At 63.6% G+C, this 24537-nt stretch carries 20 protein-coding genes and 1 pseudogene; 4 read left to right on the plus strand and 17 right to left on the minus strand.

Translation table 11 applies throughout. From position 1 onward, the window contains the following. Window positions 1-86: 86 nt before the first annotated feature. From Q7514_RS29880 to Q7514_RS29905, 6 genes and pseudogenes are all read right to left on the minus strand, one after another. A pseudogene (locus tag Q7514_RS29880) lies at window positions 87-448 on the minus strand (Tn3 family transposase); the annotation flags it as partial. Between the two features lie 204 nt (window positions 449-652). Further along, window positions 653-1096, minus strand: coding sequence for a hypothetical protein (locus Q7514_RS29885; RefSeq protein ID WP_330136878.1), 444 nt, complete (start codon window positions 1094-1096; stop codon window positions 653-655). Further along, complete coding sequence (locus tag Q7514_RS29890) at window positions 1093-1698, minus strand: hypothetical protein (protein WP_330136879.1); 606 nt, start codon at window positions 1696-1698, stop codon at window positions 1093-1095. The genes Q7514_RS29885 and Q7514_RS29890 overlap by 4 nt, the downstream gene beginning before the upstream one ends. Window positions 1699-1752: 54 nt before the next feature. Then, window positions 1753-2019 (minus strand): hypothetical protein, encoded by a 267-nt coding sequence (locus Q7514_RS29895; protein WP_330136880.1) that lies wholly within the window; start codon window positions 2017-2019, stop codon window positions 1753-1755. Between the two features lie 679 nt (window positions 2020-2698). After that, window positions 2699-3604 carry a hypothetical protein gene (locus tag Q7514_RS29900; protein WP_330136881.1) on the minus strand — a complete coding sequence of 302 codons (906 nt, stop codon included), beginning with the start codon at window positions 3602-3604 and terminating at the stop codon, window positions 2699-2701. A gap of 160 nt (window positions 3605-3764) precedes the next feature. Further along, window positions 3765-4181 carry a hypothetical protein gene (locus tag Q7514_RS29905; RefSeq protein ID WP_330136882.1) on the minus strand — a complete coding sequence of 139 codons (417 nt, stop codon included), beginning with the start codon at window positions 4179-4181 and terminating at the stop codon, window positions 3765-3767. 511 nt (window positions 4182-4692) lie between these two features. Between Q7514_RS29905 and Q7514_RS29910 the strand changes: the two genes are divergently transcribed. Continuing rightward, complete coding sequence (locus Q7514_RS29910) at window positions 4693-5292, plus strand: recombinase family protein (RefSeq protein WP_330136883.1); 600 nt, start codon at window positions 4693-4695, stop codon at window positions 5290-5292. A gap of 180 nt (window positions 5293-5472) precedes the next feature. On the opposite strand, the gene Q7514_RS29915 is transcribed toward Q7514_RS29910, so the two are convergent. Next, complete coding sequence (locus Q7514_RS29915) at window positions 5473-5751, minus strand: hypothetical protein (protein WP_330136884.1); 279 nt, start codon at window positions 5749-5751, stop codon at window positions 5473-5475. Window positions 5752-5978: 227 nt separating this feature from the next. Between Q7514_RS29915 and Q7514_RS29920 the strand changes: the two genes are divergently transcribed. Together Q7514_RS29920 and Q7514_RS29925 are read left to right on the plus strand one after the other, a co-directional pair. Continuing rightward, entirely contained in the window at window positions 5979-6128 is a 150-nt protein-coding gene (locus Q7514_RS29920; protein WP_330136885.1) for a hypothetical protein, read from the plus strand. Window positions 6129-6969: 841 nt separating this feature from the next. Further along, window positions 6970-7965, plus strand: a complete 996-nt coding sequence (locus Q7514_RS29925; RefSeq protein ID WP_330136886.1) for a DUF4192 family protein — start codon at window positions 6970-6972, stop codon at window positions 7963-7965. A 229-nt stretch (window positions 7966-8194) separates the two neighbouring features. Here Q7514_RS29925 and Q7514_RS29930 read toward each other — a convergent pair whose 3' ends face one another. Together Q7514_RS29930 and Q7514_RS29935 are read right to left on the minus strand one after the other, a co-directional pair. After that, window positions 8195-8359 (minus strand): hypothetical protein, encoded by a 165-nt coding sequence (locus Q7514_RS29930; protein ID WP_330136887.1) that lies wholly within the window; start codon window positions 8357-8359, stop codon window positions 8195-8197. A gap of 581 nt (window positions 8360-8940) precedes the next feature. Beyond that, window positions 8941-9357 carry a hypothetical protein gene (locus Q7514_RS29935; protein ID WP_330136888.1) on the minus strand — a complete coding sequence of 139 codons (417 nt, stop codon included), beginning with the start codon at window positions 9355-9357 and terminating at the stop codon, window positions 8941-8943. Window positions 9358-9546: 189 nt separating this feature from the next. Here Q7514_RS29935 and mobF point away from each other — a divergent pair, with 189 nt between their 5' ends. Then, the gene (gene mobF, locus Q7514_RS29940) at window positions 9547-14097 is read left to right on the plus strand and encodes a MobF family relaxase (RefSeq protein ID WP_330136889.1); all 4551 of its coding nucleotides are present in this window, start codon (window positions 9547-9549) and stop codon (window positions 14095-14097) included. A 161-nt stretch (window positions 14098-14258) separates the two neighbouring features. On the opposite strand, the gene Q7514_RS29945 is transcribed toward mobF, so the two are convergent. From Q7514_RS29945 to Q7514_RS29980, 8 genes are all read right to left on the minus strand, one after another. Next, the gene (locus Q7514_RS29945) at window positions 14259-14867 is read right to left on the minus strand and encodes a hypothetical protein (protein WP_330136890.1); all 609 of its coding nucleotides are present in this window, start codon (window positions 14865-14867) and stop codon (window positions 14259-14261) included. Further along, the gene (locus Q7514_RS29950) at window positions 14864-16675 is read right to left on the minus strand and encodes a type IV secretory system conjugative DNA transfer family protein (protein ID WP_330136891.1); all 1812 of its coding nucleotides are present in this window, start codon (window positions 16673-16675) and stop codon (window positions 14864-14866) included. The genes Q7514_RS29945 and Q7514_RS29950 overlap by 4 nt, the downstream gene beginning before the upstream one ends. After that, on the minus strand, window positions 16672-18015 hold the full coding sequence (locus tag Q7514_RS29955) for an ATP/GTP-binding protein (RefSeq protein ID WP_330136892.1): 1344 nt from the start codon (window positions 18013-18015) through the stop codon (window positions 16672-16674). Before Q7514_RS29955 ends, Q7514_RS29950 begins: the two co-directional genes overlap by 4 nt. Before the next feature lie 149 nt (window positions 18016-18164). Further along, complete coding sequence (locus Q7514_RS29960) at window positions 18165-19754, minus strand: hypothetical protein (protein WP_330136893.1); 1590 nt, start codon at window positions 19752-19754, stop codon at window positions 18165-18167. Continuing rightward, complete coding sequence (locus Q7514_RS29965; protein WP_330136894.1) at window positions 19754-21877, minus strand: hypothetical protein; 2124 nt, start codon at window positions 21875-21877, stop codon at window positions 19754-19756. The genes Q7514_RS29960 and Q7514_RS29965 overlap by 1 nt, the downstream gene beginning before the upstream one ends. A gap of 3 nt (window positions 21878-21880) precedes the next feature. Then, window positions 21881-22633 carry a hypothetical protein gene (locus tag Q7514_RS29970; protein ID WP_330136895.1) on the minus strand — a complete coding sequence of 251 codons (753 nt, stop codon included), beginning with the start codon at window positions 22631-22633 and terminating at the stop codon, window positions 21881-21883. A 41-nt stretch (window positions 22634-22674) separates the two neighbouring features. Next, entirely contained in the window at window positions 22675-23022 is a 348-nt protein-coding gene (locus tag Q7514_RS29975) for a hypothetical protein (RefSeq protein WP_330136896.1), read from the minus strand. 81 nt (window positions 23023-23103) lie between these two features. Continuing rightward, complete coding sequence (locus Q7514_RS29980; RefSeq protein ID WP_330136897.1) at window positions 23104-24528, minus strand: nucleotide-binding protein; 1425 nt, start codon at window positions 24526-24528, stop codon at window positions 23104-23106. Between the last annotated feature and the right edge of the window lie 9 nt (window positions 24529-24537).

Below are 24537 nucleotides of genomic sequence, written 5' to 3' on the forward strand. Positions count from 1 at the left end.
CCATTCTCAACCCTGTACCCGAGTACAGGGTCAAGGCCGCACAGCTGCCGGATCCTCTCGGCTGGGTGTCTCTCGGCTTCCCGGGGTCAGAACAGGGTGTCGCGCACGCGCAGCGGCCGGTAGCAGGTGGGGCCGAGCTGGACGAGTTCGCCCTCGATGTCCACGTCGATGGCGCCGAAGAAGTTGATGTTCTCGCTGTGGGCCGGGAAGATGTGCGTCAGCACCTCGTCGTCGATGCGCCGCCCGGACCACCGCATCTGTTCGGTCGCCAGCCCGTACTGGACTCTGTCGTCCAGGCGCTCTGTCGTCCAGGCGATGACGGCGTTGGTCGCCAACGTGAGGCACCATGCCTGTTCGGTCTGTCCCTCCAGGTGCCTCGCGCGCACGGGCCCTCGTGCGCGTAGAGCAGGTCGCGGCGGAGTGCGTGCAGGGATTCGCCCTTGTCCAGAGCGGCCAGGTGCCCGTGATCGCGCGGCGGCCCCGACTCGGACAGCCAGGGGGTGAGCCGACCCGCAGATAGCGCGGCGCCGGGCTGCTGACTCAACCGCGACGCTGGGCTTGTCTGCGTTCCGGAACGCGACCGAACCCGCCACGGCGAATACCGCCTCAGATGTGATTTGTCATCTTCGCTGACCGACGTCCGGTCGCTATATCAACCGGCGACCCTCGGGTCCTGAATGTCGGGGGTGACGTGGACATCGCCGGGGCGAAGCAGTTTCAGGATTGGACGATCGAGGCCCAGTTTGGCTGCGGACTGCGTGATGGACTCGCGGAGGTAGGGGTAGACAGACATCACGCCGACGCGTTCGACGAATTCGGCAACGACGGTGTCGGGAGCTTCGATCGGTTCGTGCAGAGTGAACACGGCCGAAGCGTCGGTCAGGTATTCGCCTCCGGCGCCGGCGACGGTGGCCCTGCAGCGGATCTCGAGGACAAGTTCCTCCCGGCGCAGCGCGATCTGAATGGCCAAGGGGTTGTCCTCGCCGTCCGAGGTGCGTCGCGCATAGGTTTCATAAAAGACGATGTCGGTGAGTTCGGCAAGATCGAGGAGCTCGCGGGCATCGGTGACCGTGCGAGGTTGCGGGGCAGCGCTCATATGGCGAGGGCGTAGCTCGACTGGAAGCTCTCCCAGTGCCTGATGGTTGCGCTGACGGAGGGGGCATACAAGGCAGTGGCCCGTTCGCCGGACAAGGTCACATGCCCAGCGAACGTCGCCGAGCGCGCCGGGGTCTGTAGCAGTGCAGCGTCGATGCGGGCATGATCGGCAATCGAGGGGAACATCAGGTCCTCGATGTCGTGTCCGTGTCGCCGGAGCCAGGCGACAACGTCGCCCCACAACCAGACCCCGCCACCGACCAGGTGGACCGGGGTGGGGAAAGGATCGGACTGCATACGCTCCCCTCGCACCCAGTTGCCGACCGCCTGGCGTGAGACATCGGCCCGGTCAGCGATGTCCTGGCGGGTGACCATGTCCGGGTAAGACCGCACAGGCGCGAGGCCACACGCGGACAGCACTGCTGCCGCGGACAGAGCCGCGGTGACCGCGTCGGCGCCCTCCGCCGTGACGGTCGCGAGGGTGAGACCGCTGTGGGACTCGACCACAATGTCCAGATGCTCCTCGACCATCGAGACTCGGTTGTCGCCCGGCCCGGTGAGGCCAGGGGTCACGAAAATAAGTTCGAATTCGGTCGGGGACATACCCCCAGCATGCGCACCTACTCAACTGTTGTCAACTGACAACAGCGGTCGATCTCATTTCATCAGTTCGTGTCGATCCGGGCACCGAGATGCAGAGCGCTTCACACGCTTGGCGGCGTTTCCTGGGTTCCTCGACGTTCCTGGCAGCGTGATGAAGTTGGCCCGACCGTCGGTGCACGGGCAGTACACCGCGTATTTGTGGCCCTGTGCCCGCAGGCGCCACCCTTTGTTCTTCACGAGGTCCTCGACCACGGCGTAGACCTCCTTGTCGAGTGAGCCCCGTGCGTCCTTGAGGCTGACCTCGTTCCACGCCTCACTCATACGTCGGGCTAACTGGTACGACAGGGCAGTGGAGTTCGTGGGTGCGTGTTCCAGGTCTCCAGCGCTCACCGAGTTCGGGGTCGATCGGAATGCCACCCTTCATGTCGTCCGGCCGCCGCGGCCAGGCCGCGCGTTCCCGGTCGTCTTGCGCTGCGTGGACAGTGTAGGGTTCGGCGCCGTCATCGAGAGCGCGTCGGTCCGTCACGCATCCAGGGTGTCCTCTCTCTGGGTGCTGCTGGCGATGAACATGCTTTCGTGGGATCCCACCACGCGATACGCATCAGCTCGGGACTCCGGGAGGCAACTAACTGCATCCGCCACGTTTCCGGTCCAGCAGAAAGACGATCGCGACCGGAATTCGCCACGTGACGCCCCTTCCAGTCGCGGCGGCCACCCAGTCGGGCGTCGACCGGTTCGACCGCATGATCGGCGCGCGAGGTATACCGCACCGTGTGCACACCGATTAAAGCTTTAGAAGAGTCAATGAATCACACGATTGGTGCGATGAGAACGGCAACCCGCTTCGCATCGTGGAGCGGATTCAGACGGTGGCCACGGCCAGCGTCAAGCATGAAGATGGTCGACTCACGACTGACTGAAAGGCTGCTTGATCCGTCCCAAGAAGTCGCCGTAGCCTGGCGAAGGCGTCGCGGCGGGCCCAGGCCCCCCGCGACAAGTCCTACGCGATACGCCGGCCGTCGTGGGGCGGCGTCCACTTCATGTCGACGAATTGCTTGAACTCAGCGATGAGATCGTTGTTGTTCTCATGTGCTCGACGAGTGACCTTGAGGTTGGTAGATCGGCCGCGTCCCAGCCCTGGCACGGTCTTCAACTGGTCCTTCGGAGTCTTGATCAGCTTGCCCGTACTCAGTGGTATCGCCCGCTCGAGCTGGGCGTAACCCAGCACTTTCGTCTCGTAGTAGCGAGAGGCGGACATCAGCAGATTCTGACGTACCCAGCCCTTGGGAACGAGAAGAAGGGGTTTGCCGGCTGCAACTGGAAGCTCGAACGCTTTGACCACCCAGCCGCGAGTAGAGGAATCCCACGCCTGGCACTCGAAGGTGTCTACTCGATGACCACCGGACGTGAACTCCGGATACTGATCCACCATGTAGGACGTGAACTCGGCCAGCGCGTCGAAAATGATGCGCGTGGTGATGTCCGATGTGATGTCCTTGTCGATGCCCTCTATGAAGAGTGGCAACTCCTCGATCTCTTTGAAAAGACCAAGCACGATGAAGGCTTTGAGGTCTTCATTGAGTGACTGCCAGATCCAAGAGCCGACTTCGTTAGCGCCACCGTGGCCGCTGAACCCACTCTTTGCAAGACCCAATCGAGTTTCCCATGGCTCGGGAAACTGCTGAAGAAGCCACAGCCCGCGCCGAACGTCTCCCCGAGTGACGCAGTCGAGGACTTCCTCGAAGAACGTCTCGGTGCACTCGTTCGCTTTGACGGCGAAGGGATCCGCTCGCTGGTGGAGTCGAATGGCGCGTGGATCAAGAAACCACTTGTTGTCGACAGTGATATCGACATCCAGGAACGGTACGGGATCACTTATCCCGTACGCGCTGGTGATAGGAGCCATGAGGCCCTCCTCATCAGGTAATTAGCCCGAGGATGAGGAGTAGAGACACGCGTCTCTAGTGGACTCCGCTACGCTGGAGAAGACTTGCACAGTCATCAACCGCGTCCTCGGACCGGTTACTGGCCTGATCCCGTTGGCGCGGGATCAGGCCAGAAGTCTTTTAAGAGTCGTCGCCCTCCGAATGATCATCCGTGGTGCGTTTCGAGCGGTTTCCCACAATTTCCACGCTCGGACCCTTGAGGTCAATGCAAAGCATTCCGTCTTGCTCGTATGGCTTGTATCGGCGACTGATGGTCGTGTCGATGTCATAGAACTGTGTAAACGCAGTCGCCGACATGATGACCTGTCCTGTGTCCTTCCTCGCAGACTGGGGCCGAACCGTGTAAGCGTGCGGTTGATCGGATTCACGCAACGCAATGACCTGGTTGTCCTTGTCGAACAGGATCTCCACCGACGCAGGCTCTCCAATGAGCTTGTGTGCGGCCTTATTGATCGAGAAGATTCCACGCTTCTGGATGGTGACACTGGGAGCTTTCGCCAGTGGAGCCATCCTCTTGTCGAACACTTCGAATCCCATTGCGGCCTCCTGTCTGGATTGAGTGTATCAAACGATGATGTAGCAACTCCTTTCTGAACGGATGGTTGAAGTTCTGAGTGACGTTTTCCATCGTAATTTCCAAACTTACGGAACCGTAGGTTGAGGTTTTGATGGTGGAGGGACTCCTATATCAGAGTCTCTATCCGGCTAAACGATGGTACCGGCGTATCTTCAGGCTGAACGGAGTCAACAGGGCTTCTAAGTCCTCCAGGCCCCGAGCAGAGCATTGGGCGCTCGTCCCTGACCGGAACTCATATCGGAGTCCAGATCCTCTATTTCTGCTCTCTGTGTTCCGATCGCGTTCATTGCAGACTCAACGGCTCCTGACCCAAGGTGAAACGGTGTCCTGTAAGACGATCGTCTACCAGCACACCCGAAAACCGGTCCGCCCCCGAATCCCGCCGCCGATCACCGCCCCGCAGGCCGTGCTGGTTAACCGTCCTGCATGTTGGTCCGGAATAGGCTGCCTATGACGGACTATCGTTGCCTGGTGACCGAAATCCTCATCGGGTATGCCCGATGCTCAACTCAAGGCCAAGATCTGCGAGCGCAGCGCACAGCGCTCAAACGTCTCGGCGTCGAGCCGGACCGGATCTACACCGACAAGGGCTACACCGGACGCAACCGCCTCCGACCGGGCCTGCGCGAAGCACTGGCCGCCTGTCGGGAGGGCGATCAGCTCGTCGTGGCAAAACTGGACCGGTTAGGTCGTTCCGCCGTCGATCTGCGCGCCATCGCCGACGAGCTCGAAGCGAAAGGCACCCTCCTGAACATCGGCGGATCCATCCACGACCCCACGGACCCGATCGGCAAGATGTTCTTCGGCATGCTCGCGTTGATGGCCGAGTTCGAGTCCGACTTGATCAGGGCCAGGACGAAGGAAGGCATGGCCGAAGCGAAGAAGGCCGGCCGACTCAAAGGTAAACAGCCGAAACTCTCCTCGCTGCAACACAAGCGATTGCTCGACGACTACGAGTCCGGTCAGTACAGCGCCGCGCAGCTCTGCGAGATCAGCGGGCTCTCGCGGTCGGCGATGTACGCGGCGCTCCGACGCGCACGAGAGGAGCCATGCCCAATGGCCGGAGTGTAGGTCAGTCGTCGCTACTACTCGATTTGGCAATCGGTCAGATTTGTGGTCCGCGGGCGCTCCCACGCTCGCTCAGCGGCAGCCTTGATCCTCCACTAATCCTGGTCGCCATCACCGACCAGCCGACCTTGCGAGGAGGGATGCAGATAGAGTTCGCTCCGGACCTCAGAATTGTTGAGGGTGCTAATCGTCCGAGACGCGCAGTGTCAAGGTCGCATCACCGGTCCGGCTGGTGAGCTCGACGCGACATGACTCCCTGACCTTGCAGCGGCAGCTCTCCCGGGTGACCTGCATGTTGATCCCCCAGAGTGGGTCGGTCAGTGCCGCCACCAACGTGTCGTGGTCCCTCGGGGCCGAGGGATCGTATTCCAACCACACATGCGTCGTGTCCGCGCCGCCGAGATAGGCGTAGGCGAGGTGGGCGGCGCTGAACGCGTTGAAGACCCCGATCCTGCGGAGCAACTCGACTCCATCTGAATGCGTGGGCCCGACGGTGTCCGCAGTGCGGGGAGGTCGGTGATGAACGCGCGCTCTACCGGCGTCAGCTTCTTCTCGCTCCACAGCGGAATGGCGTATCCCTCCAAGTGGCGGGTGAAGGACTTCCTCAACGCGTTCCAGTCGGTGTATGGGGCTCCTCGAATGATCAGGCGAGCATTCGAGTCCACCAGCCCCAGGTGGAGGTCGCGACCATGAGCGGCGAGTATGCGGATTCCGATCCCGCACGACAGTCCGCCACCGAGAAACTCGACGGGGAGACAGGATTCCAGGAATCGTGCGCCGAAGTTGAGGTCCCCCGCGGGCGCGTCGAGGAACACGATCGGCACACGTACTTCGCTTAACCGGATGCGCTTGACGTGCAGTAGATGTGTTGAGGGCTCTCGAATGTCCGCCAGGCTGCGGAATACCGTCGATTCGAGTAGTTCTTGGCTGCGGCTGTTTGAGTAAAGCAGTGCAGGGGAAGGGTTTCGCGTTCGCGACGCAAGATATGAGCGGGATTCACCGGTGAACGTTTGAAAACCGAAGGTGTGCATGGGTCGACCAGTCTTCGCGTCTCTCACCTCGACGCATTCTGTTCGACGCGGTCACAGTTCAGCTACCGGGCACTGCACTTGTCTTTATCCCAGCGCCACGGTGAGTGTCGCCCACTGGGAAACGGTTCACAAGCAACCGCGGCAGACCCTACCAGCGAGATGGGGGCAAAGTCGCGTGCTCACTTGCAGTCGCAGGTGAGTACCACAGCGACAGTGGGCGCCTGCCGGTGTCTTCCGCGGTCGGCGGCCGGTGCCCCTCGCCCTGGCCAGTAGCGTGCCCGGCCCGTCTGCCGACAGCGGCGGTTCAGTGATCCCAGGGGCTCCTCCCCCGGACCCCCGACCTCACTCCCAAGGTCTCCGCTTCCCGCTTCCCGCGTGCCCCTCGCCCGGACGCCGCACACGGGCCTTACCGGACCCGCCGACCACCACGCAAGGGAAAACCCGCCCTTGCCCGGCGGCCACCGCGCCCGGTTTACCAGGCCACGCCGACCGACCGAGGAACCCGCTCCCACCTCAACCCCACACCCCCGATACACCACAAAACACCAGGTCAAATCCCTAAAACACTGTGACCACCATCACCAAAAAAACACCAGAAAAGCACCTAATAAACATCGGAAAAGCACCAAAACAGATGTAAACTTAAGACATGAACAACGCAGAGAACAACCCCGCCACCACCGTCAACCTCGCCCAGTTCATCGCCAGCGTGCCCGCCATGCTCGGCATGATCCCCAATAACTCACTGGTCATCGCCACACTGACCCTCACCGGACGAGTCGGCGCCATCGCCCGCGTCGACCACGACACCGCCGCCGCAGTCCACGCCGTCGACACGCTCAAGCAAACAGCCCAGGCCGACGCCGTGAGTGTCGCGCTAGTCAGCGCCCACCCCGACGGCGACACCGCCGAGGACACACTTCTCGCCGCCACCAAGCGCGCCCACGCACTTGGTCTCGAGGTGCCCATCGCGACCGTCCTCAGCGAGTACGCCGCCGGAGAATTCTTCTTCGACTTCCCCAGCGCCACCGCCGCCCACCTCGCCGACCCCCACACGAGCGCAGTAGCCACCGCCCGCATAGTCGCCGGAAGCGCACCCATTGCGGAGAGCCGCGACGCTCTCGCCGACGAACTCGCCCCCGCGGACGACACCGCCGAATCGCTCGCCCGCCAATTCGAAGCCCGCCACACCCGCGCCGAGGCCCCTCAAGTTACCGATACCGAAAACCTCGACACCTACCGCGCCGCCGTCACCGATCGTCGCGCGCTCACTCCCACCGAGGCCATCGCCCTTGCCGTTACTCTCGCCGACAACCCTCGCGCACGCGACGTCGCTCTGTACTTCTCCCAGCCCAACGGATCCGACGCGATCCTCGCCGACGCCGCCTGCCACACCGCCGGATACGCACGCTTCGCCGTGCTATCCGTCCTCGCAACTGTCGCCTACGCGCACGGAAACGGCGCCCGCGCCGCAGTCGCACTTGAAGTGATCGAGGCCGAAGTCGCCCACGACACCCAAATCCCCAAACTCGCCCTACTCATGCGCGCCGCAGTCGACAACGTCGTGCACCCCGACCGAGTGCAAGAAGTCCTCAAAGCAGGCCGCAAGGTACTACCCGAATTCGGATTCACCGACGAGGACTAACCCCTCCACGAAGTACACGAGGCCCCGCGCCAATCCGGTGCGGGGCCTCGCCCCATCAACACACCACCACCCCGACCCCCGCACCTATGCGCATCGCCGACCTCGGGGCATCGAGCCCCTCGGCCGGCCCCTCCCGTGACACCTGCACAGGACAGCCCGCCCAGTGCCAGGCCGTCGCAACAATGCGCGCCGTCACTGTCTCCGCGTCATGCGGGATCAGGAAAGCCGCTCAGATGTCCCAGCCGTCCTTGGACCGCATCACCTCGACACCCGAAGACCGCCGGACGTCGAGAATCGGAATGCCGGCCACCGCAGCCTCAAGTGCTACGTCCGACACCGGCATCACATCGAGCACCGCATCGAGCAAGGCCGACTCCACCACACTTCGCTGCATTCGAACTCCTAACGTCTGCGACCGCAACCGCCGAAGCAGCGCGGTCGACTGTAATCATCTGCGTTCGTCGACCCTGACGACGAGTATCGAGACCGGCACCCGCCTGCCGACAGCATCATCGACTACCACAAGGTGCCTTGAGTTCCTTCGTACAGCGCCGCCTCGATCGCTTGTTGGCTCCAACCGTTCTTGAGAATGGTCTTCTGCACTGCCCTGGAACGTCGAGCCCGTTCGACACCGAACCACCATCGACGTCCACCGCCGCGACCTTTGCGGCCCATGTCCGACATGTTCTCCGAGGAGGTCGACAGCACCACGTGCGCGAGGAACGGATCGCCGGTCTGTGTCGACGCACAGAGGATTGTCGCAACGCCGGTGCATCGCCACCTCATTCTCTTCCAAGTCCTGGTCCAGTTCGAGGGCGAGCGCGTACCGGTGCGGGTGAACGACGATCTGTTGCCCGCCGCGAGAAATCCAGAAGCGCCCGTACCCGTCATCGCCCAGAGCGCCCAACCATAGATGGCAGGAATCCGGAGCGGGTCCGCTCGATCACATCACCCGGCTCCCACCGCAGCCGACCGCTACTCGCCCGCAGCCGTCGAGTCAGGGACTGCGTCCGACGACGACGCAGGCGCCGCACTCGAGCTCGCCTGAGTAGACGACTCCCGGTCGCTATTCCGATCGGGGCCAGTCGTCTTGCCCCGGCTGACAGCCTGCGCCGTCGACGCTCCCGCGCCTTCGCCCAACTTCACCAAACGCCGCACCGTCGCCACATCGAGACCCGCCAGATCCGCGATCGAGGTCGACGTCTCACCCCGTTCAACGACCTTCGCGAGCGACTTACCTGCCGCCAGATCCGCGGCGTGCTTCCGATTCTCGAAATCCTCGGCGGCTTTGGCGATTGCGATATCGCGCCGTTCCTCCGCCTTCTCGATCTTCGCGAGCGCCGCCAGCGCGCGCTCGAGGTCGGGCTGATTGGCGCTGATGCGCTTGAGCATTTCGGCTCGACGCTCCGACAGCTTCGATCGCGCCCTACTCCGAGCCGAAACGACTTTCGATTCGGTGTTCATTGAATCCCCCGACCCGCTCACGCGACCTACCTTCCGACGACAGCAAACTTCCAAGATCGTAGCCGAGCAGGCCGACATCACCCGGTAGTGACATGCAGCGAGCGAAGCTCGCCGGCCTTGCAGTATCGGAATCTCACCCTCGGCAGCACTAGTGCAGTCAAGAAGAGGGACACACCTCTTGCTGTTTTACAGATATTCGGGAGAGTCGCCATCAAAGAGCGCGTAATCGACGCTACGATCTTGATCGTGATGACCCTCCACGTCCTGCACGCAGCGGACGGCTACGAATACCTGACACGTCAGGTAGCCACAGCCGACCGCGAGCGTGAACGTGGCGGAGAACTGACCGACTACTACACCGCTCACGGCACCCCACCCGGCGAATGGTTCGGCTCCGGACTCGACGGATTGAACGCCGCACTCGACGACTTACACGTCGACAATCTTGGCCAAATCAGCGCCGGCGACGAGGTCACAGAAGCTCAGATGAAGGCGCTCTTCGGTGAAGGACTGCACCCCGATGCCGACGCCATCATTGAGGAATTGCAGCGACGTGGAGTACCACCAGAGGACGCGATCCGCCTCGCCCGACTCGGCCGCAAGTTCCCCACCTTCAAGAACAATGTCGAGCTCATCACCCGGCATGCTGCCGAACTTGCCGAGTTCGCCGAGTCACACAATCGCGCCGCAACCACAGAAGAATCGTCCGCGATCCTTGACAGGATCGCCGGTGGAATGTTCCAGGACAAGCACGGCCGTCCGGTCGCCAACGAAGCCGAACTTCGCAACTGGATTGCCCATGAGAAGGGCAAAGTTCGACACCCGGTGGCCGGACAAGATCTCGTGTTCACCCCACCAAAGAGCGTGTCGAGCCTGTGGGCAATCGCCCCGAACGATCTGCGGGTCGAGATTGAACGCATCGTCGACCAGACCGTGAAAGACACACTGCTCTGGCTCGAACAGAACGCTTGCTTCACCAGGGTCGGATTGCGTAGTGAGGAGCAGATCGACACCAATGGTTTCGTAGCCACGCTGTACAAGCACTTCGATTCCCGTGCCGGCGACCCGAATCTGCACACCCACGCGGTCGTATCCATCAAGACTCAGGCCACCGAGGATGGAAAGTGGAGGGCAGTCGATGGGGCGACACTCTTTCGCTTTGCAGTCTCCGCCTCTCAGCGTTTCAACGCCGAAGTCATGCAGCGGATGACCACCGAACTCGGCCTTGACCTCGCCACCCGCCAGGTCGAGCAAGGCAAGCAGCCCATCGTGGAACTGGCCGCTATCCCGGACGATATCCTGAACATGTTCAGCTCCCGCCGCACCGCAATCGAGGCTCGCCGCGACGAACTGGTGGCCGATTACCGCGCCAAATATCAGCGGATGCCCACCGCCAAGGTGATGTACCAGCTCTACCAACAGGCCACCCTGGATACCCGCGAAGGTAAAGCAGAACCGAAATCCCTGGCCGAGATGCGCGCCGAATGGCGCACCCGAGCCGCCGATCTGCTCGGCGGGAATGCCGCCGTCGATCAACTCGTCCACGACGCACTCGCCACCGATCACGTCGCACAGCCGGAATACCGCAGCCTCGACACTGATGCCCGTGCGGTACTGACCAAACTCGAATCCAAGCGCTCCCGCTGGCAGCTCCCGCACATACTCTCCGCCGCCCAAGCACACCTGGCCGGACAGAAGTTCCCCAGCATCGACACGTACCGCATGGCCATCGATCAGCTCACCGAGCGGGTGCTGGAACTGTCAGTCACCACCCCCCGGCCAGAATTGCCCGCTACGCCGAGACGACTGCGCCGCCGTGACGGCGAATTTGTCCTGTCCCACCACGGCAGCCACAAGCACAGCTCCCAAACCTTGCTCGACGCCGAATCCATGATGATCTCGGCGACCAGCGAACCCACCGTCTACACCGCTCGTACCGCCACGATCACGTCCGTCTACGAGCAGATGCGCACCGACACCGGACGCGAGCTCAACGCCGGACAGCGCACCCTGGCCGAACACTTCCTACAATCCGGGGCGCTACTCGCCACCGGAATCGGCCCCGCCGGCACCGGAAAAACCACCAGCATGAAGGCTGTTGTCGACGCCTGGAAGGCCGAAGGGCACAACGTCATCGCCCTCGCCCCGTCGGCAGTTGCAGCAGACACCCTCGGCGAAGAAGTTGGTGTTCCCGGCCTGACCCTGGCCTCGCTGACCTTCCCCTGGCGCGGAATCATCGGCAACCGTCCCGGCACCATCACCAACCGAATCGACATCACGCCGGGCACCATGTTGCTCGTCGACGAAGCCTCCCTCGCTTCCACACTCGACCTCGCCGCCGTCGTCAGCATCGCTAAAGAACGCGGCGCCATCGTGCGCCTACTCGGCGACCCCGCGCAGCTCGACGCCGTGGAAACCGGTGGCCTACTGCGCTATCTTGCCGAGCACACCGACGCACCCAAGCTGACCACAGTCGTCCGATTCGGCGACGACCTCGCCCAGGCCGAGAACTCACTGCTGCTGCGCTCCGGCGACAGCACCGGCCTGGATCTGCTCTACGAACGCGAGCTCGTGCGCGAGGGAACCCGCGAAGAAATGATCGGCCAAGCAGTACAGAACTACCTGCACGACCTCGCCGAGGGAAAAGACTCCCTCGTCATGCTTCCCACCCGCGAAGACGTGCAGGCAGCGAACCTACAAGTCCAAACCGCCCGCCAACACGACCGGACTGCCGACACCAGCGTGGTGATCGAGCTGTCCGACGAGCTCCGAGCCGGTCGCGGAGACATCGTGCTCACCCGCGAGAACCGCCACGATCTGGTCCCCTCCGGCGGCAAGAAGGCCGGTGCCTTCGTCCGCAATGGCGACCTGTGGGAGGTCGTCGACGTACTACCCGACCGAGGCGCGTTGACCGTGCGCCACCTCGAACACGGCGGCGTGATCACCTTGCCGGCCGACTACATCACCAGCCGTGTCGAGCTCGGCTATGCCTCCACCGTGCACCGAGCCCAGGGCGTCACCGTCGACACCGCACACACAGTCACCACACCCGGTATGGATTGCTCGGGTCTCTATGTCGCCGTGACCCGTGCCCGCACCGACAATCATCTCTACGTCCCCGTCGACGTCGATGTCGACCAGGAGACCGAGCGTCCACACCTGGCAGACAAGAACATCTCGACGGGCAGGATGATCCTCGAGACCATCGTGGCCACCGACAACAGCCACCGCACCGCCACCGAAGAACTCGCCGAACAAGCCGCCCACGCGGCCGACCCGGAGCGCCTGCGCGAGGCGTACCTCGCCGCGCAGCGACGCCTGCGCGACGACGCACTCGACACAGAAATGCGCCGAACCCTGCCCGAACAGATCGCGCACATGGTCGACGGAACCAAAGGATGGGCGCAACTACGACAGGTGCTCGCCGACGCCCACGACCACGGATACAGTGCCCGTGCCGTGCTCGGCGAAGCCGTCGCCACCGGCCCGCTGCGGGGTGCGAAGGACGTCGGTGCGGTCCTGGCACACCGAGCCCGCACCATCGTCGGACAGTTCCACGACCAGCCGATGCTGCCGCCGCTGCCGATTCGCAGTCCCCTCGATACCGATATCGAGATGTACGAGTTCGCGGTCGAATGCGCCCGCCGCTACACCGAGGCCACCGACCACGCCGCCGCCGAAGACACCGGAATCGGCGAGGTGATCCGCCGCTACCGCGACACCTCCGCACTACTCGAAACGCAGCGAGTCCACGCCCTCACCGTCGCCGCATTCGGAGAAGAGACCGGTAATCGGATCGCCTCGGAAGCGTCCGCACGCCTGCTCGCTCGCCAGTTCCACCGCGCCGCCCAGGCCGGTGTCGACCCGATCAACCTGTTGACCTGGCACCGAGAGAGGCTGACCGAACAGGGCATCGAGATCACCGCCGCTGCACTGCGCTCCGACATGGCCCGGCCGTTGACCGAACTGATTGCCCGCCGTAACAGTGAGTGGCTCGACGCGCACCATGACACCATCGCGGAGTACCTGCCCACTCTCGGCTTGCAGACCGACGACGAGCGGGCGCGCACTATCGCCGGACGTATCGAACACATCCACCACATCAGCGGCGCCACCGTCGACGAGATCGTCACCGACCTTGCAGAACGGGCCGGAGCCACCGCCCCGGCAACCACGCTGCTCGCCGAACTCGACCGGATCGCCGCCGACGGCCGCGACTTCACCCACCCCGACGCACCCGAGTGGATCGTTGCGCCCGTCTCTGACGCCAGCACTATCGACTCCGAACTCGCGCAGCAGATCCGGCAGGACTACCAGGCCATCACCGACCTGCACCGCGATTACCGCGACCAGCTCACCGACGACACCGCGCCTGCCTGGACGCAGGCGGGTCTCGGCATCTGCCCGAACGATCCCGAACAAGCTGCTTTGTGGCGGGCGACCATCGCCGATGCTGCCGCCTACCGCAGCACCTATCAAGTCACCGACGCCGACACCGTCGCCGGTGGCAGGCCGCACGACCGCCGCGCAGCACTGGACTGGACCCATATCGAACGCCACCGCAGCAAACTTGTTGAACAGCAGAAGCGTCAGCAGCGCAGCACCCATCCGGTACCGCAGCACCAGCCCGACATGGCGCACACCGAGCAGCGCACGCGACGAGTGTGACGTAGATGCAAAGACACGGCTCCGATCTGGACGGGGATGTCAGATCGAAGCCGTGTCGGTGTTGTGGTGGCCCGTCGCGGCACCTGGGCGGGCACTTCCGCGTCGCCACCACACCGAGGAAAAGACCAGGTGGTGAGTCCGGTCTGCATCCCTCGGCAGTCTTATGTCCTCACGTATGCCTCCGTATCGTCAGACCACTGCCACACGTGACCGTCGTACGACACCGGCCCGAACTCATCATCGGCATCGACTGGATCTGCATTACCGGAATCGATCAGATCGACCATCTGTGCCGCATCGATCGTCGGAGCCGTCGAGCCGCCCACCGAACCGGTAGCAGCAACCGCTGCCGCGATCGGTGTCGGCCGCGCTGCGATGTCCGCCGCAATCCACTCCTGCACCCCGTCGAACAGCCTGACCTCAACTTTCGGCGGCTCACAGCTCCCGTCGATGCAGTCCGCGAACTCGTCCGAGTTCACCGCCAAACGCTGCAACAACGGCATATACACCTGGTAGTGCCAGCTTCCCGGCGACCACGAATGAGCCGCCTCCTCGGCGAGCTGTTCGTAGGCCACCTTGTGCGCCGACATCGCCGCAGTGAGCTCTTCGACCATCTTCGGGTGCCGGTACCAGCAGCTTTTGATCCGATCGGTGAGGCGATAGCAGCCGCGAAACCACTCCACCCAGTCGATCAACTCGACCCACAACGCCTGTGCTTGTTCCTGGTCAAGGTGCCGCCACGACAGCCGACCCGGCTGGTATCCGCTCACCCGATCATCGCCTTGCCGCCCTCGTGCGACCATGCCCAATCGGGCAGCTCGCCCGTCTCGCAGATCCACTCGTAGACTTCCTGTGATTCGAGCACGCGCTTCTTCCAGTGCTCGATGTCCCACACCAGTGGCAGGTGCAGCAGGATCGGAGCCGATCCGCGATAGATCATCAATGCCTGGTCGGCGGGCATCCCGCGGATCTCAGGAGCGGTTATCACCTTCGCCTGCCGGGGAGCCTGCTTCGGTGACCACCACTCCTCACGCTCGCCTGTCAGGCGGGAAATCTGCTCGAGTTCGTTCACGTCACCAAGGCCGGGCAGAATGATCCGCACCGGCGAGTTCGTCGTGAACATCTTCCCCGCGCTCATACCCCACCGCCGGATGTTCTGTTCCTGACCGTGAGAGAACGCCCAGATCGAGATACCCCGGCCCCCAGAGTCGGTGATCTTGTCCGGCAGATCCGGGATCGGAGCGACGTTGTTGACCTCATCGAGGACCAGCCGCACCGGAGGATCGAACCGCTCATCCGGGAATTCCCGCGAAATCTCTTTAGCCAGGTAATACACCTCAGCTGCCAGTGCCGAGACGATCGGCGCGCTCGAACCGGACGAGCCCTCCGAAAGCAGATACAGCGTCCCACCGTCGCGGATCAACTGCTCGATGTTGACAGACTCGGCCGCCGTGACATTGACCGCCGCCATCAGCTTCGGCGAGGCCAACGGGTCGAGCAGCGTCGAGACCGTCGACATCACATCATCGACCGAATCGGAGCCGGACCCGCCGAGCTGGGAGTACTCCACGCTCCACGTCGGCAGATCCCGGTCCAGAATCTCCTTGACCTTCGGCACCTGCCGCTGCATCGCCCACCGGTAGAACACCGTCACATCACCACCGGACACCGCCGCCGCATACAGACAACACCGCAGATACTTCGCCGCGTTTGCCGAGAAATATCCGCCGTTCTTGGTATCTCCGAGCGGAACAGCCTGCACCAACGCATCGGCACGCCGAATCGCAGTGTCCGGGTCATCGCAGCCGGCCAGCAACGACCATCGCATCGGCGTCGGCCATCGCGTGATGCCCTCCGGGTCGAACACCTCGACCGGCCCGACCGCCAACCGCTGCCCGATCGAGGACCACAACAGATCCGGCTTCGTGGTGGTAGCCAGCGCGAAGCCGACGGACTCGACGATCCGTTGCCAAGCCAGACGCCAGCTCTTACCCGACCCGGTCGGCCCCTCCACCAGCGCGCCGTCCCGGTACTGGGTGAACACCTCGGCGTCGGCGGCGTGCTCGCCGTAGAGTGTGCCGACCCGTGTCGCCACCACGTGCGCGTCGAGCTTGCGGGCCGGTGTATCACTCAGGCTCGACCGGTTCGTCTTGGCTGCCTTGACCGCGCTCTTGCGATCCAAACCCCGCCGCCGCAGCTCCGCCGGGTCCGCGAACCCTTGCTGTCGGCGGTGTGTGGCGCGTTGACGTGCGGAGATCTTGCCGACGATGACCACTACCGCGGTCATGTAGAGCAACATCGCCACGATCAGACACACCCACGTCGCGGTCGCCGAACCCGGCCGATCGCCTTCCGGCCAGCCCACGGTCGGATCCCCCGGTGTGAGGATCAACGCCCGCATCACCGCCAGCGACCCGTAGAGCCCCTCGGGCCACACCAGGCCCGCGCCGGTGACCACCCCGGCGGCTGCGCCGCCGACATACACCGTCCACAACACACCACCTACCAGCGCCACTACCGGGCCGGTCCCGACCGGGATCACCGGCCGCGCCGGTCTCATCTCTGGGCGTTCGGTCACTGCGCCGCCCCCACCAGATCAGCGATCGCTTCCGGCTCGAGCTGGTCGGGCAGACGGATCTGCTCAACCAGCATGGTCGACTCGCCGCGAATGACCTCATCGGTGTCGGTCAGCGCAATCTCCAACGGAGACCGTTCGTGCTTCATCAGCACCGGATCGGACTTGCCCATCACCACGAGGCACTGGCCCTTGTGCATCGACATCAGCAGATCAACGCAGTATTCGGGCAGGTGATACATCCGCACTGTCTGCTCAGCATCATCGACGCGATCCTGCCCGTACAAGAACACGATGCCCGCTTCCTGCATCAACGCCCGAGCCGGGGAATCCGGAGACAGGTCCGCGATGTGGTGGAACGCCGAGACCGTCGAGAGCCCGAGACCGCGCGAGAGCTTCATATTGTCGCGGAAAACCTTGCCGGTCGATCCTTCGGCAATGTGCCAGCCCTCTTCGACAATCAACACCGTCTGCTTAAGCTCGGACGACCGCGCAGCCAGCACATTCGACAGCCACGTATTGATGACCGTCATCACCACCCGCAGCGCAGGGCCTTTGTTCGGCAGCTCGGAAACGTCGAAGTGAACCAGCGGATGATCGAGCGCATTGCGAACATCCGCCGAGGTCGGCTGATCGACCAGCCCGCGCAGATCACCGTCGCAGAGTTGCCGCAGCGCCAAACCCGGATCACGTCCCCACCTGCGTGACTTTTCTGCCCACACCTCACCGAACGTCTCGGTCGCGTCTTGGGGAGTGGACAACAGAAGGTCGGCGACGTCGCGGAGAATCGGCTCGGTGCCGGTCTGACGGGCCTGTTCGTTGACCAGACGCAGCGCCAGATTCAGCGCCGCGGTCTCCTTTTGCACCAGCTTGCGCTGCATCGTGTCTTCGAGGACAGCGGCGATCAGCACTTCCTGACCTGCGGGCACGATGCCGCCCGACGTGGTCACAGGCGACGAAATCGCCGGGTCCATCAGGTTCAGACGTGCCCCATCGCCGCCGGTCTTGAATTTGATCGACGGCACACCGAGCGCTTTAGCAAGCTCGGTGTACTCGCCACCACGATCGCCTTGACGTTTCTTGTCGATCACTACGACCTGCCGGCCGGCGGCGATCTGCCGTAGCCCGAGGGCGGTCTTGATCAGCGAGGACTTGGCCTTGCCGATGTCGCCGACCACCGCGACGTTGATGTTTTCGATTTCGCTGCCGTACAGGGCGAAAGGATCGGTGATGACCAGCGCATTCGACATCAGGTTCCGGCCGGAGACCAGTCCTTCATGGCGCACGTTCTTGCGGGTGGTCGCCAGATTCAGTGCCTCAGACTGGCGGGTCGTCGACCACACCCCTTCAGGGCGAGGTTCATACCAACCCCACCGATCGAGCCACTTGTTTCGCTTCGGTGCCCGCCGCCGCGGAACAACGGTCGAGGTCGTCTCCGCGTTCTCCGGTGGTATCGGCGAGGCGGGCTTGTTGCGACTTCGTAGTGACGGCATCAGATCCCCTTGCTCCGCGTGAACTTCGTGGCCGCCAGGCCGCGACCGAGTGGCACTGTGAGAAATTGCGCGACATCGTGGCTGTCGTCGTACCAGGTGAATTCCTTGATCGCGGCCTGGTCGGCGGCCTGCTCGAGCCGTGCACACGCCCGCATCACCGCATCCTCATCCGGCGCGGTGACCGCTACGGCCATCGACCAGATCACCCCGTGGTGACCCGACCCCGGCTTGAGGTCTTCTCGCCGCCGCATCGATGCCGACGCCATGACCTCCGAAGCCCCGTCGGTGACCTGGCCCTTCTTGCGTTCTTTGTACTGGCGCGCCGCATCCTCGGTCGCGTCCTTGCGCGCTGCCTGCCGAGCCTTGACCGCATCGACGAAATCCATCCGCACCTTGACCGTGCGAATCGTCGGCTGCGCCGGTACCCCGTCCACCGGATCGCCGGGATCCGGGTCGACGCCGGTCAACAGCGGCGAGAGCCATTCCGCGTGCAGCGGGATCGGCTCGATCGACCCCGGCCGGATCAACCCGACACGGGTGTCCCAACGGTCCGATACCCGCGCCGACAGATCCCCACCGACATAGGACGGCCAGCAGTTCTCCCAGCTGGCGCCGCGATGGGCGTCGAGCGCGTAGGACGGATCGAGCATCGCCCGGAACACTGCACAGGCCCGTTGTTGACCGAGCACCTGTACCTGGCCGAGCCGAGCCGCCTGCAAGGCGCCGACAGCTCGCATCGTCTCGTCAACGATGACCTGGCCGATACCGGCCTTGACGTTCACGTCCTTACGCTTGGACACCGCCCCGGCCGCTGACAACAGCTCGATCGACTTCGGGAAGATCAATGTCGCGTAGCAACGGTGCTCCTCCGACTCGGGAGCCAAGTTGTCGATGAGCTGGCCGTAGGACTCGATCGCAGGCAGCACCCGGTCCACGTGCGGGTTCGCTTTCACGACCCCTTCCATCCACGCCACATGCGGAGTCAGGTCCGCCGGCACCGACCGATGCACCATTTCCAGGCCCCGGATCAGCGAGGCCCTGCGAGCAAAGGACGCCGCCGCTCGCGAAAACGCCTGCGAGGTCACCGCCCACTCCTCCGCGCCGCGGAGACCCTCGGCCAGCCCTTGGATCGACAGAACCACCGAGTAGTAGTTGTTGTCGCCGGGGGTCTTGTGCTCAAGGATGAACATGTCATCGAGGCCGGTGTCGGCCAGGTCCAGCGGGGCGACGTCACCCAGCGGTACCGGAAGCTCCCAGCCCGGATCTGCCCCGGCCACCTCGTACAGCTCGTCACCAGGTGCGCGGTAGATGTGCTCACCGGCCTTGCGCCGCCAGCGGTCACGCAGTCGGCGCAGTTTCTCCCCGGCCCACGATCGACGGCCGTTGATGTCGGTGGTTGCGCCCAACGTGGCGGCCACCACCGCAATGACACCGCCCAATGTCCAGATCGTCGATCCGAATTTGATGAAGAGCACAATGGAGAGCACCAACGCCGCTGCGTACGCAACGAGCACCGGCTCAGGAACGGGAATCAGCCCCCGACGAGCGATTTCCGAGCCGAGAATCGACGTGCGCTGCTCACTACTCATCACTGACCTCCTGTGTTGTCGGCCTGTTCAGGAGCGTTCTGCGCTGCCTGCGCAGCCTTGTTCAGTGCTGCGCCGCCAACGGTGCCGGCCACCATGACCGCACCGAGCCCGGCCGTCGCGAGCGTGCCCGACGCACCTTTGGCCGCGGACATGAGCTTGCGTGAGTGTGCGCCGCCGTGCCCGCTACCGCTGTGACCTGCGGCAGCACCCGAGTGGTGGGACGCGGACCCTCCGGAGTGGTGCGTCGACCCGTTCGACGACGAATGCGAGCTCCCCCCACCGCTGGCACCGCCGGACGGCGACGGTGCAGCACTTGCCGATCGTGCCGAGGCGATCTCACCGCCTCCACCACCGCCATGCCGCCCCATCATCGCCATCTGAGCGGTCTGCAACGTGTTGCCCAACCCCTCACCGGTGGCGGATCCCGTGTCGCCGAACCCTTCCGAATCCTCGCTCGACGGCATGAACGGGGCGTACTTGAGCAGCGACCACGGTGCCAATCCGACCAGGCCAATGCACACTGCTGTCATCGCCAATGCTCCGAGCGAGGCGAGGTCACCGCCGACGTAGGCACCCGAGCTGCTGTCGATCAACACAGCGGTCAAAAACCCGAGGCCGAGAAAGATGACCGGCTTGGAGAACACGATCGAGACGAACACGAAGATCGGCCGCATAGCCTTCTTCCGCTGGATGGGATGAATCCACAACCCGAAAGCAACTCCGGCCAAACCTGCCAGGATCGGGAGCGCCGCTGCATGCATCAACATGCCGAAGAACAAGCTCAGCGCGCCCAGGAACAACAGGCCGAAGAACACGATCGCGGCGATAGGACCGCCGACCAGGGTGTCTTCGGTGATACCTCCGAGCATTGTCGACACCGACACCACGGCTTGCTCCATGTCCTGCTTCAGCAGTCCGGACAGCACCGTGGTGAGGCCGTGCGAGAGCTGGACCAGCAGCTCGGCGGCGGCCGGCGCGAACATCATGCACACCAGCCCCATAGGTGCGTATCCGATGAGGCTGTGGGCCAGTTCCATTCGGGTCGATTTCTGTGTGGACGTGCGATAGATCGTGAAAAAGGCGGTAACTGACATGACCAATACGCCTATGCCACAACTGATCGCGTACCACTTCAGGAAATTCTCATCACGAGGATTGAACTCACTGATGTTCGACAAACCCTCGAGAACCGAGGTGGTCAGAGACACCGCGCTTTCCTTGGTGCTGTTGGCCCAGTCGTCGATCACGCTGCCGGGATCACTGATGAACGCGATCGTCGCGGCCGCGTTGTCGATACCCGCAAGTCCTGCGCTGACGCCCAGCTTGATGTGCAACGGCGTGACCGCCTTGAGAACGACCCCACCGAGGTTCGCCAGATCGACGAACCTGTCAGCGATGTCCTTGTTCTGTTCTTTCCAGTTCCAGATCCCGCCGAACATCTCACCGATTCGGGTATTCCAGCTCAGACATTTCTTCAGCTCGTTCGGCCCAGAAGTTGTGTCGCAGTCCAGGAAATATGCACGGTTGCACAGCATCTCGTGATCGCTGCACGGGTTCTCGAAGATGTCGTCGGGCAGGTTGTCCACATACTCCTGCTGCTTCATCGACGTGATGGACGCGGCATCAGGCTGGGTAGCCCAAGTGAAACCCCAGTGGTTGCCAGCCGGGGCGGACCACTTCGCCAGATCATCGGCGCACATGCCCTTCGGCGGCGAGTATCTGTCGTCGCCGGAGGGGTAGGAGTCGGGCCAGTTGGTCGGTTCTTTACCGTCGAGTACGGCTTGGCGGGCTTCGTCCTCTGAGACGCCCATCAGCTCCGAGTATTGGGCGGCGCGCTGCGTCACTGGCGCAGCCCAGTACATGATTCGCTGGTCGTAGCGGAGGTACTGACCGAGATACAGACCGTAGTCGCCACCCTTGTCCGCGCACTCCGGGTCGGTCGACCACCCGGCCGCGTCGAACTCCGGGTGACCAGGGAAGAACTGTTTCAGCTCCTCGGGCATCCCGGCGGGCCACCCCTCAGCGGCGGCATCGAGCGGCTGCGCCAACGCCGGTGTAGCACTCGAGGCCAGCGCCAGCGCCGCCAGCAACGCCGCAAGAAATGTACGGACAAGGATTCGCATCAGCTACTCCACGAAGAAGGTGTAGAGGCCGTTTGCACCGAACTCGGCCAGCGTGGAATCCCCTTCGGGGAACGACACCTCGGACGGTTCCGGGCCGGAGCGGAACGACCAGTCGACCGCTTTCCAATCGCCGTCCTCCCACTGCACGGTCACCGTCGTCGTCGACCAGAACGTCAGGACGCTGACTTTTCCGGTGCCGCTCAAGTCGTCCTGACTCGCAGAGACCGCCCACACCGACACCACCGCGCGATCATCCGAATAGTCGGTGACGTTGACCAGGGCGGGGACGGTGTTCATCACCGTGTCCTCTGCTTGCATCACCGGGTCGTCGATGACGGAGACCAACGCGTCGGTCGCATTACCGCCGACCAAGACTTCTCTCGCTTCCTCGGCGGTGATGCGTCCAAGAGAAATCTGGTTCGACGCCTGGACGAAGTTTGTGGCGGCGGTCTGTGCACCGGCCTGCGTGTGGTCGTAGCCGTGCGGGATGCCATTGGTGATCTCGTTCGGACCGTGACCGGTCCGCACTGTGTCGGAGCTCGTGCTTCCGTCACCGCCCATCGTCGCCGCCACAAGGACCACGACGATCGAGAGGACGAAGAAGGCGAGGAGGCCGTACTTTTTCCAGTTGGGAATGCGGTTGTACGCCGCCTTCCAGCTGCCCGGCTCTGCGGCGCTCGACGGCGCATCGGTCGTCGATCTCGCAGTTGCCGATGGTGGGGAACCTGGCTTGATCGAACTGAAATCGGGTGCCATGCGAATCTCCTAAGAAGTCGAATCGAGTTCGGTGAGGCGGGTCAGCTGCCGTTGACGACGAACAAAATGGCGCCCATGATGACGCCCGCCGCGGCTACGGCGCCGAACGCGACCGCGGCGGTCTTGGCGGCATCCATCGAATCGCTCAGTTCGCTCTGGTAGCCCCCTGCTCGGGCCTTGCGGATCTTGTAGAGCGCCGTCATCAAGTTGATTCCGGCGGCACCCAGAACCGCGGCCCAGATGCCGGCAATCACGCGCGCCCACACGTCATTGAGCGCGCCGCCGAACACATCCAGGTTCGGAGTGATGCCGTCCAACGGGTTTTCGGCTCCCTGTGCAGAAGCGATGCCGGCGGTCAGCAGCAGCATGCCGACCATGGCCGAGGTCACGGTCGCAGTACGTGCCACTCTCCGAGGAAGCGACCGAGAAGAATCATTGCGGGACATGAAAATTCCTTTCACAAACACAGTTCAGGCGTAGGGGTTGAAGCTCGACGGCTGGGGCGGCTGCGGACGACGCGAGTGAACCGGAGGTTGATGCACCTCGGTATCGGGTGCAGCGTCATCGACGGCGGGTTCTGCCGGAGAGTCAGTGAGTGCTGCCGGATCAACCGTCACGAAAAAGACCGGCTCGGGTTCCGGTGCGGGATCAGGCTCGACTGCCGGGTCTATCGGCGTGGGCTCCGGTTCCTCTGGCATGAACGTCGGAGTTTCCGACTCTTCGGTTGCTACCGGGATCGGCTGCGGCCGCTGCCATACCCGCCGGTCACTGATGGCCTCGGCCAACGCGTCGGTCACCATCGCCGCGACATTCGTCCACGCGATGATCGAAGTCTGCGACAGCGTCTCGAGCGTGATCCGCTCCCCCGATGCGAACACCGGCTCGAACGGCACCCGCACGTAGGTCTGCACCCCGAGAGCGTCGAACTCGTCGACGATGGCTGATTCGAGGTTCGGATCGGACTCCGGTGTCACGCATAGCAGCACGATCGCAGAGCGCACCAGATGGTCGAGACCACGCTTGACCAGGCCCTCGAGCATCGCGTGGGCGTGCTGGGCCATGTCCCGCCGCATCGGCAGCGGTACAACCAGTACGTCGGCGTTGTGCACTGCCCACTGCCAGGCCTCTGCCTGAGGAGTTATGGCCGTGTCGACAATCAGCAGGTCGCGGTGGCGCCGGAGCACCGCACCCAGAGCTGCGCATTCGTCCTTCCCAAGGATGCCGTCGTAGGAGGCATCCGTGTCGCCTGCCAAGATCTCGTCGTGCGTAGGTTGAAGACGCAGATACGAGGCCAGTTCACCGGCTTCGGCCTCGGCGGAAACAAGTCGGCTGGCATTGCCCAGCATGTCCCAGGTCGTGCGCTCGACATCTGTGGTGCGTGCAGCACGAATGCCGAGGGTGCCTCCAGATTCGCTCATATCCACCGCGACGACCCCGCGTCCGCGATGTTTGCCGAGTGTCGCCCCCAAGGTGATCGATGTCGGAGTTTTTCCAGCGCCGCCCTTGGTGTTGACCACTGTCACCACACCCGAGCCCGGCAGCGTGCGCTGGATCGCTTCGATCGCCGCCCGGTAGCCGGTTTCTGTCGAGTCCTGCTTGGGGGCCATTTTCGTGCCCAGAGCCGCATTGAGTCGTCCGCGCCATCCCCATTGGGCAGGCCGAGTCAATGCCGGGGACGTTGCCTCGTCGAACAGTGATCCGTGCGTAGTCGGGGCCGAAGCGCGAACGCTCTGTCCTTCGGCGGCCGCGAGAGCGTCCACCCCGACTCCGTAGGGATCGGGGATCTCCTCGGTCACCGGCTCGTGCCCCTCCGGTTCAGCCGGGCGGTTGGTGCGCAACCGCAATCGACGTGGATCGACCGTCGGTTCGTGGTTGTAATCAGCGATGTCAGCCATCACGCTCAC

The organism is Rhodococcus artemisiae (assembly GCF_036327795.1).
Classification (GTDB): domain Bacteria; phylum Actinomycetota; class Actinomycetes; order Mycobacteriales; family Mycobacteriaceae; genus Rhodococcus; species Rhodococcus artemisiae.